Source organism: Bacillota bacterium (assembly GCA_040754675.1).
In the GTDB taxonomy this organism is placed as follows: domain Bacteria; phylum Bacillota; class Limnochordia; order Limnochordales; family Geochordaceae; genus Geochorda.
Genome location: JBFMCJ010000154.1, coordinates 1 through 8,373, shown reverse-complemented (window position 1 = coordinate 8,373; position 8,373 = coordinate 1). Strand labels below are relative to the sequence as shown.

The following is an 8,373-nucleotide window of genomic DNA, read 5'->3' as shown; positions in this document are numbered from 1 at the left end:
GGTCTTCTGGGCCGGGGGGTACGGACGCTGCGGAGGCGGGCGCCGCTTGTAGCGCTGGCTGTCCTCGTCCTGACGGCGGCGTGGGCCGCTGCTGCGCCATCCGGCGTGGGGAGTGCGCAATCCGACGAACGGCCACTTTACGTCGCGCTCATCTGGCACATGCATCAGCCGTATTACAAGGACCCGGTGAAAGGCGTCTACATGCTCCCCTGGGTGCGCATGCACGCCGTCAAGGACTATTACGACATGGCAGCCATGCTGCGCCGTTACCCGGGCATGAAGGCGACCTTCAACCTGGTGCCGTCCCTTCTGGAGCAACTGGACGACTACGTAAAGAAGGGGGCCCGCGACGTCTACCAGATTCTTGCGGAAAAACCGGCCGGGGAGCTAACGCCCGAGGACAAGGCGTTCATCCTGCGCCGCTTTTTTGACGCCAACTGGGACAACATCATCAAGAAGCACCCACGGTACTGGGAACTCCTGCTGAAGCGTGGCACGTCCAGTTCGGACGAGGAGATCCAGGCCGCGCTGAATCGCTTCACGGTACAGGACTTCCGGGACCTCCAGGTCTGGTTCAACCTGGGGTGGCTCGACCCTGACTTCCTGCGAGAAGACGCTGCCATGGCAGGCCTCGTCGCGAAGGGCCGGGATTTCACAGAAGCGGACAAACAGGCCGTGATGGCGAAGCATCAGGAGATCATGGCGCAGGTGGTGGACGTCTATCGCAGCCTGATGGAAACCGGCCAGATTGAGGTTATCACGGCACCGTACTACCACCCCATCTTGACCCTCCTGCTCAACACCGACCTCGCGCGCGTCGCGAGCCCGTCCCTTAAGCTCCCGCAGCACCGTTACGCGCAGCCGGGGGACGTGGAGGCACAGCTTCAGGCGGCGGTGGAGGCTTACCGCCAGCGGTTCGGCCGTGAACCTCAGGGGCTGTGGCCGTCTGAGCAGGCCGTCGGCCAGGATATTGTGACGTTTGTGACGCAGGCTGGCTTCAAGTGGATGGTTTCAAGCGAGGGTGTCCTCGAGAAGTCGCTCGGTATCCAGGTGCGGGGCGGTGCCCGTGAACTCGTGCGCCCGGACGTTCTCTACCGGCCATACTGGGTGACCGCGGGGGGCCGTCAGGTTGCCATCCTCTTCCGGGACATCGTGCTCTCCGACAGGATCGGGTTCAGCTACTCCGGTATGCCGGCAGCCCAGGCGGTTGAGGACTTCATCGGCTACCTGCACCGGGTGAGAAAGAGCCTGAGCGGGGTGCCCGGGGATCACATAGTCACCGTGGCGCTGGATGGCGAGAACGCGTGGGAATGGTACCGAAACGACGGCAAGGAGTTCCTCGACGGGCTCTACCGGCGGCTCAGCTCCGATCCGCTGTTGAAGCCGGTAACGGTGGCGGAGTACCTGGAAGAGCATCCGCCCACACAGACCATCCCAAAGCTGTGGACAGGCTCGTGGATCAGCGACAATCTCGAGACATGGATCGGCGAAGAAGAAGAGAACAAGGCCTGGGATTACCTCTACGACGCTCGCACGGCCATGGTGCGCTACGAGGCCCTGCACTACGGTGAGGAGGGCTTCGAGCAGCGCATGAACGAGGCGCGCCGGGCTCTGTATGCGGCCGAGGGCAGCGACTGGTTTTGGTGGTACGGCTCCGACCAGGACTCGGGCAATGACGCGGCCTTCGACGGGCTTTTCCGCACCCATCTCCGCAACATCTACCAGGCACTGGGCGAACCGGTGCCCGAATACCTGTACCTACCCATCATAGGGCGGGCGCCGGCCCGGCCCGACCGGGCAGCCTCCGGGCGCATGACGCCAACCGTAGACGGTACGGCTGCAGCGGGCGAGTGGGACGAAGCGCTCCGGTTCAAGCCGGCAGCCGGCCAGGAGTCTTTTGTCGACGCCCTCTACGTCGGAAACGATGCCGGGAGGCTCTACCTGAGGGCCGACCTCAACGTGCGCATCGGCGAGCTGCGCCGCCAGGGCGTCATCCTGCGCTTCTACCTGTCGAACCCGCGCCAGTTGAACGTCAACGCCGTGCCCCGGGAGAGCGGCAGCGGAGCTGCCGCGACCGTCCTGGGCTATGGACTGGCCCAGGAACTGAGCGTGGACCTGTCCGCTCATCCGCCTGCCGTGAGTCTCTCAAAGGCGGCCGGCGGGGGGCGATGGGAGGCGGCGGAGGCGCTGCCAGCGGGTTCGGCGGCGGTGGGGATCGGTGAGGGAGGCCGCACGACGGTGGTGGAGGTCGCGGTCCCGTTCGGGACGCTCGATCTGCAGGCTGCCGAGGCGGCGAACGTGAGCCTGGTCGCCGTCCGCGGCGGTGCCATCGAGGCCGTACTGCCTGCCACAGGCCCCGCCCGGCTCCAGGTGCCGGAAGTCATCGGGGGCGACCTCCTGCTCGAATGGGAGGACCCTGTCGGTGACGACCATGGCCCGGGGAGCTACGTCTATCCCGGCAACGCCGTGTTCACGCCGGCCGTGTTTGACATGAAGCGGTTCCAGGTATTCAAGGAGGGCAACGACGTCGTCTTCAAGGTTTCGCTCGTGGGGGAGATCCAAAACGTCTGGAACTCGCCGGTCGGCCTCAGCGTCCAAACGATCGACATCTACATCGACCGGGATCACCGGGCAGGTTCGGGGAAGACGGAAGCTCTTGGCGGCCGGCGCGTGAAGTTTGCGCCGGAATCGGGATGGGAGTACGCCATCTGGGTCGAGGGGTGGAACCAGAAGATTTTCGCGGCAGACGGATCCGAACCGGAGGGCGCAAGCCGCATGCGCGTCAGCGTCGATTCCGCCGAACGCTCGGTCACCGTGCGCGTGCCGGTCGCCGCCATCGGCGCTCCGGAAAGCACGTGGGGCTTCCAGGTCTTCATTCTCGGCCAGGAGGGCTACCCCGAGGCGGATAGCCTGCGGGTGCGAGAGGTCAAGGCAAACCGGGCGGAGTGGCGGTTCGGCGGGGGCGAGGACGACGTGTTCGACCCGAACGTCATCGACATGCTGGCGCCTCGAGGCACCACCCAGGAGGCGATTCTGAGCCAGTACCGTTCAGCCGAGAAGCGTCTCGCGGTGGTTCCGATGGTCTACGGCGGGCGCTAGCCCGGGCGAAGGCGGGCCCAGGGGGTACGAATTCGGGTGTTGAACCGGAACAAACCTGACCGTCGGGTGACAATCCGGGAGGTGGCAAGGGTGGCTCGGGTGTCACCCTCCACCGTCTCCCGCGCGCTGGCGGGCAACCCGCGGATAAGCGAGGCGACCCGCCTGCGGGTCCTGGAGGCCATGGAAAGCCTGGGCTACCGGCCAAACGCCATCGCCCGCAGCCTGGTGACACGGTCATCCCGCACGCTGGGCGTGGTACTCTACCGGCCGCCCGATCAGGCGTTCGCGCACCCCTTCTTTGCCGAAGCCCTTCGTGGGGTGGCCCGCGCCGCGCAGGATTTCGGGTACAGCATCATGGTGACCGCTGCGGAAACGTACGAGGCAGAAGCTCAGCAGTGCCTTGCCATGCTCCAGGACCGGCGGGCGGATGGCGCGGTGCTGCTGGCCTCCCGCAATCCGGATCCGCTCATCGCGGAGCTGGTGCGCCAGCGGCTGCCGTTCGTGGTGCTCGGTCGCGTTCCGGGCCAGCCCTCCGTCTACTGGGTCAACAACGACAACTTCCAGGCTGCGGCCCTGGCCGTGACGCATCTGATCGAGCTGGGCCATCGCCGCATCGCGCTCATCGGAGGACACGAGGAGCTGGTCGTGACGCAGGACCGGCTGAACGGGTTTGTCATGACGCTTCAGGAGGCCAACCTGAGCCTTCCGCCCGGCTGGGTGTCGCTCGGGGAGTTCACCTGGCAACACGGGCACCGCGAGGCCCGGCGCTTACTGGAGGGAGGCGACCGGCCCACGGCCATTGTGGGGATGGATGACGTCCTCGCCGCGGGAGTGTGCCGGGCCGCGAGGGAGATGGGCCTCGAGCTGCCCAGAGACCTCTCCGTCGTGGGGTTCAACGACGATCCGTTGGCCCAGCTCCTCAACCCGCCGCTCACGACCGTGCGCATTCCTGCGAGGGAACTGGGAGAGGCGGCGGCGCGGCAATTGATCGACCGCTTGAACGGCCGCATCCCTCCGGTGCGCCATATCATCCTGCCGGTCGAGCTGGTGGTGCGCGGTTCAACGGCCCCGCCACCCGCTGCCGAAAGGGCCGGCTGAATGCCTTTCGCACGCGGAAGGGAGGTGGAAATGGGGGCTCGCGCTGGGGCAACAGAAAACCGAGGTGCCAAACGCTCTTGACGAAAGGGGAGACTTACGGATGCGGAGCAGCCGGCTTTTCCTTGGCCTTCTGGCGGTCCTGCTCGTTGTGGCTGCCGTACCCGGCCTCACGGTAACAGGGTACGCAGCGGCAAACAAGCTGACCATCTGGTCGAGCGAGGCGCAGGTCCCGGCACTTCTGCCCATGGCGAAGCAATTTGAGAAAGAGTACGGGATACCTGTTGAGGTCACCGAGGTCGGCTTCGGGGACATCCGGCCGAACTTCAGCGTGTCGGCTCCTACGGGTGAAGGCCCTGACCTCATCGTGGGCGCCCACGACTGGGTGGGAGAGCTTGCACGAAACGGCCTGCTGGAGCCCATAGAGCTTTCGGCCTCGGAACGCGCGCAGTTCACGCCCGTTGCCCTGCAGGGCTTCACCTACGGCGGCAAGCTTTACGGCGTGCCGTACGCCATTGAAGCCATCGCGATCATTTACAACAAGGATCTGGTCCCAACGCCTCCCAAGACGTTCGACGAGCTGCTGCAAATCTCCCGCAAGCTGACCGACCGGCCGAAGAAGCGCTACGGTTTTCTCTACCCGAACAGCGATCCGTACCACTCTTTCCCGTTCCTGTCGGCCAACGGCGGCTACATCTTCCGCTTCAACGGCCAGGGATTCGACCCCAAGGACGTGGGCGTGGATAACGCCGGAGCCATCGCCGGGGCTCGGCTCATCCAGCGTCTGGCCGTGGAGGGCCTGGTCCCCAAGGGAACCGACTATCAGACCATGCAGGGCCTGTTCACCCAGGGCCAGGTCGGGATGATCATGACGGGCCCGTGGGAGATCGACAACGTCAAGAAAGCAGGCATCCGCTACGGCGTGGCCAAGATTCCCACGTTCAACGGCAACGTCGCGAAACCGTTCGTGGGTGCGCAGGGGTTCATGGTGAACAAGTTCAGCCCCAACAAGGTGCTGGCCATGGAGTTTCTGCGGAAGTTCATCATGACGAAAGAAGGGCAACTTGCCATCTGGAAGGAGGACCCACGCATCCCCGCCCTCAGGACGGCCTTTGAGGAGGTTGCCGACAACCCCGACATCGCTGCATTCGGCGCCAGCGCCGCGGATGGCATCCCGATGCCCAACATCCCCGAAATGGCGGTTGTCTGGGGGGCGCTGGGAGACAAGCTGACGCTCGTCGTCAACGGGGAACAGGACCCCGAGTCCGCCATGAAGGATGCGGCCCGCCAGATCCGGGACGCCATCGCGGCGGGCAGGTAACGGAGCGTTCGGCGGGGCAGCAGGAGCAAAGGTGTGGAGGCGCCATCGGGCGCCTCCATACCCCATGAATGGCGGAGGCGAGAGTTTTGAGGGCGGGAGCGACTTACGCGGGGCGGGCAGAACGTGCCCGCCGCGGGCTGCCGAGGGTGGCCGGAAAGGTCCTGGCCCTGGTAATGCTTGGCTTCCTGAACGCACTGGGTGCCTGGATTGCGGCCCGGTTTTACCTGGACGGAGCATGGTGGCCGGCCCTTGCCCTGGTGGTCGGGCTCATCGGCACCACGTGGGTTTACACCAGCGGCCGGATGTACCCGCTTCGCTACATCTGGCCGGGGTTCGCGTTCTTTGCGCTTCTCGTCGTGTACCCCATCGGGTACACCGTGGTCGTGGCGTTTACCAACTTCGGCACCGGCCACATGCTTCCGAAGTCTCAGGTGGTCCGCCAGTTCGAAGAGGCCCTTTATAACCCTGACGGCGGCGGTCGCTTTCCCTTCACAGCCTTTGAAACCCCCTCAGGAGAATTGAAGCTCGTCCTGGACCTCGGCGCGGGGCAGTGGCTCATCCTTGAAAACGGTGAGGCCCGACCGGCTGACCCCGAAAGGGACCGCCTCGCGGACACGGACGGTGACGGGCGCGTCGATCGCCTGGAGGATCTCGAGGCTCTTGCGGTCTCCCAGCTGGCCCGCAGGCTTTCGCAGCTTCAGTCTGCGCGCTTTGAGTGGGGCGACGGGGTACTGCGGATGGCAAGCCTCCGGGAGTTCGAGGAGGCTCGCCATGCATACCGGTACGATGCCGCTTCGGACACCCTGACCGACCTGCGGACACAAACGGTGTATCGCGCTGTAGGTGGCTACTTCACGGATGCCGCAGGAAACCGGCTGGAACCCGGCTTCGTTGCGCCCGTCGGCCTGGAGAACTTCGTCCGGCTGTTCACCGACCCGGCCGTGTCGGGTCCCTTTGCGCGAGTGTTCGTCTGGACCTTCGTTTGGGCCGGTCTGACGGTCGTCATCCAGTTCGTGGCGGGGCTCGGCCTTGCCCTCCTGCTCAACGACCCCTATCTGAGGCTGCGCCACTTTTACCGGAGCGTCCTGATCCTGCCGTATGCCATCCCGGCATTCATTTCCGCTCTGATGTGGGTGGGGCTCCTCAACACCGAGGTCGGCGTCATCAACGACATCCTTCACTCGCTCTTCGGGATTGGCCGTATCCCCTGGCTTCAGAATCCCTTCTGGGCGCGCGCAGCGCTTTTCCTGGTCAACCTCTGGCTCGGTTACCCTTACATGATGATCGTGACCCTGGGGGCTCTCCAGAGCATCCCATCGGAGCTTTATGAAGCGGCCCTTGTGGACGGAGCCCGGCCCTGGGACGTCATTCGAACCATCACCCTACCGCTCCTGATGATCGCCGTTTCGCCGCTTCTCGTCGGATCCTTTGCGTTCAACTTCAACAACTTCAACGTGATTTTCCTGGTCACCGGCGGGGGGCCGCCAATGGCGGGAGCGCAGACGCCGGCAGGCCACACGGACATCCTCATTTCGTACACCTACCGGCTCGCGTTCCAGGGAGGGCAGGGCACCCAGTTCGGTTTTGCCGCCGCGATCTCAATGGTAATCTTCATCATCGTGGCGATCCTCAGTGCCATTAACTTCCGGATGACCGGGGTCTTTGAAAGGGTGAGCGAGAATGTATAGCCGGCCCGGCGCACTCGGCCAGGCGTGGCGTCAGGCGGCCGTCCTTGTCAGCGTGGCTTTTGCGCTCTTTCCGGTGGCCTGGATCTTCTCGGCGTCGCTCAACCCATCCAACACGTTGGTAGGACAGCGGCTCATTCCCCGCAATCCTTCGCTTGACCACTACACCGAACTCTTTACGAACCCGGCACACCCCTTCGGGCTGTGGCTGTGGAACAGCATCAAGGTCTCGAGCATATCGGCCGTGCTGACGGTTACGATGGCGGCGCTGGCCGCTTACGCGTTCTCCCGGTTCCGCTTCAGGGGGCGCCGGGCCGGGCTGCTCACACTGCTCATCGTGCAGATGTTCCCCCAGATGCTGGCCATGGTAGCCCTTTACCTCATGTTGCTGACCATCGGACGCTATGTCCCGTCGCTGGGCATCAACACCCACGGCGGGCTCATCCTCGTGTACCTCGGTGGAGCGCTGGGTTTCAATACGTACCTCATCAAGGGCTACTTCGATACCATCCCCCGCTCGCTGGAGGAGTCCGCCATGATGGACGGTGCCACACCGTTCCAGGCGTTCGTGCACGTCATTCTGCCGCTGTCGCGGCCCGTCCTGGCCGTCATCTTCCTGCTGGTGTTCATCGGAACCTACTCGGACTTCCTCCTCGCCAGCATCCTGCTCAAGGACAGAAGCCTCCTCACGTTTGCCGTGGGGCTCCGGATCTTCGTATCGGGCCAGTACTCCACGAGGTGGGGGGTCTTTGCCGCCGCTTCGCTGGTCGGAGCGCTGCCGGTGGCGACCATCTTCTACCTGCTTCGCAACCAGTTCGTTTCCGGGCTGACACGGGGGGCGGTGAAGGGTTGAGCGGGCAACCGGGGCGGAGCGTAACGGTATCGGCACTTACGGCGGCCCTGCTGGTCGTGGCGTGGTGGACGGGGGCCGCCCGGATGCCGGCCACGGCGAGCGAAGGGGATGCGTCACCCGCCGTCGTCGATCTGCAGCGGCTCTACCACGATCCGGCCAGGCCGGCGATGCGGTGGCGAGAAGCCGGCGGACGGGTGGCGCTACGGTTGCACACCGGCCGGGAGGTTGAGGCAGCATGGGTAGTTTTGGGGCTCGACGGCGACCGGATGCTTCCTATGCGAGCCATCGGGCAGCCCCGGCTGTACCGGTACTGGGAGGCG

At 64.9% G+C, this 8,373-nt stretch carries 6 protein-coding genes; all 6 read left to right on the top strand.

From position 1 onward, the window contains the following. The coding region (locus tag AB1609_10400) for a glucodextranase DOMON-like domain-containing protein (protein MEW6046877.1) at positions 1-3,099 on the top strand (3,099 nt) is incomplete at its 5' end. Between the two features lie 36 nt (positions 3,100-3,135). Next, on the top strand, positions 3,136-4,197 hold the full coding sequence (locus AB1609_10395) for a LacI family DNA-binding transcriptional regulator (protein ID MEW6046876.1): 1,062 nt from the start codon (positions 3,136-3,138) through the stop codon (positions 4,195-4,197). Positions 4,198-4,297: 100 nt separating this feature from the next. Continuing rightward, a complete protein-coding gene (gene malE, locus AB1609_10390) occupies positions 4,298-5,515 on the top strand; it encodes a maltose/maltodextrin ABC transporter substrate-binding protein MalE (GenBank protein MEW6046875.1) in 1,218 nt (405 codons plus the stop codon). Positions 5,516-5,601: 86 nt separating this feature from the next. Continuing rightward, positions 5,602-7,203 (top strand): maltose ABC transporter permease MalF, encoded by a 1,602-nt coding sequence (gene malF / locus AB1609_10385; GenBank protein ID MEW6046874.1) that lies wholly within the window; start codon positions 5,602-5,604, stop codon positions 7,201-7,203. After that, complete coding sequence (malG, locus tag AB1609_10380) at positions 7,196-8,053, top strand: maltose ABC transporter permease MalG (GenBank protein ID MEW6046873.1); 858 nt, start codon at positions 7,196-7,198, stop codon at positions 8,051-8,053. The genes malF and malG overlap by 8 nt, the downstream gene beginning before the upstream one ends. Beyond that, positions 8,050-8,373: hypothetical protein (locus tag AB1609_10375; GenBank protein MEW6046872.1), on the top strand; the 324-nt coding region annotated here is incomplete at its 3' end. The genes malG and AB1609_10375, both read left to right, overlap by 4 nt.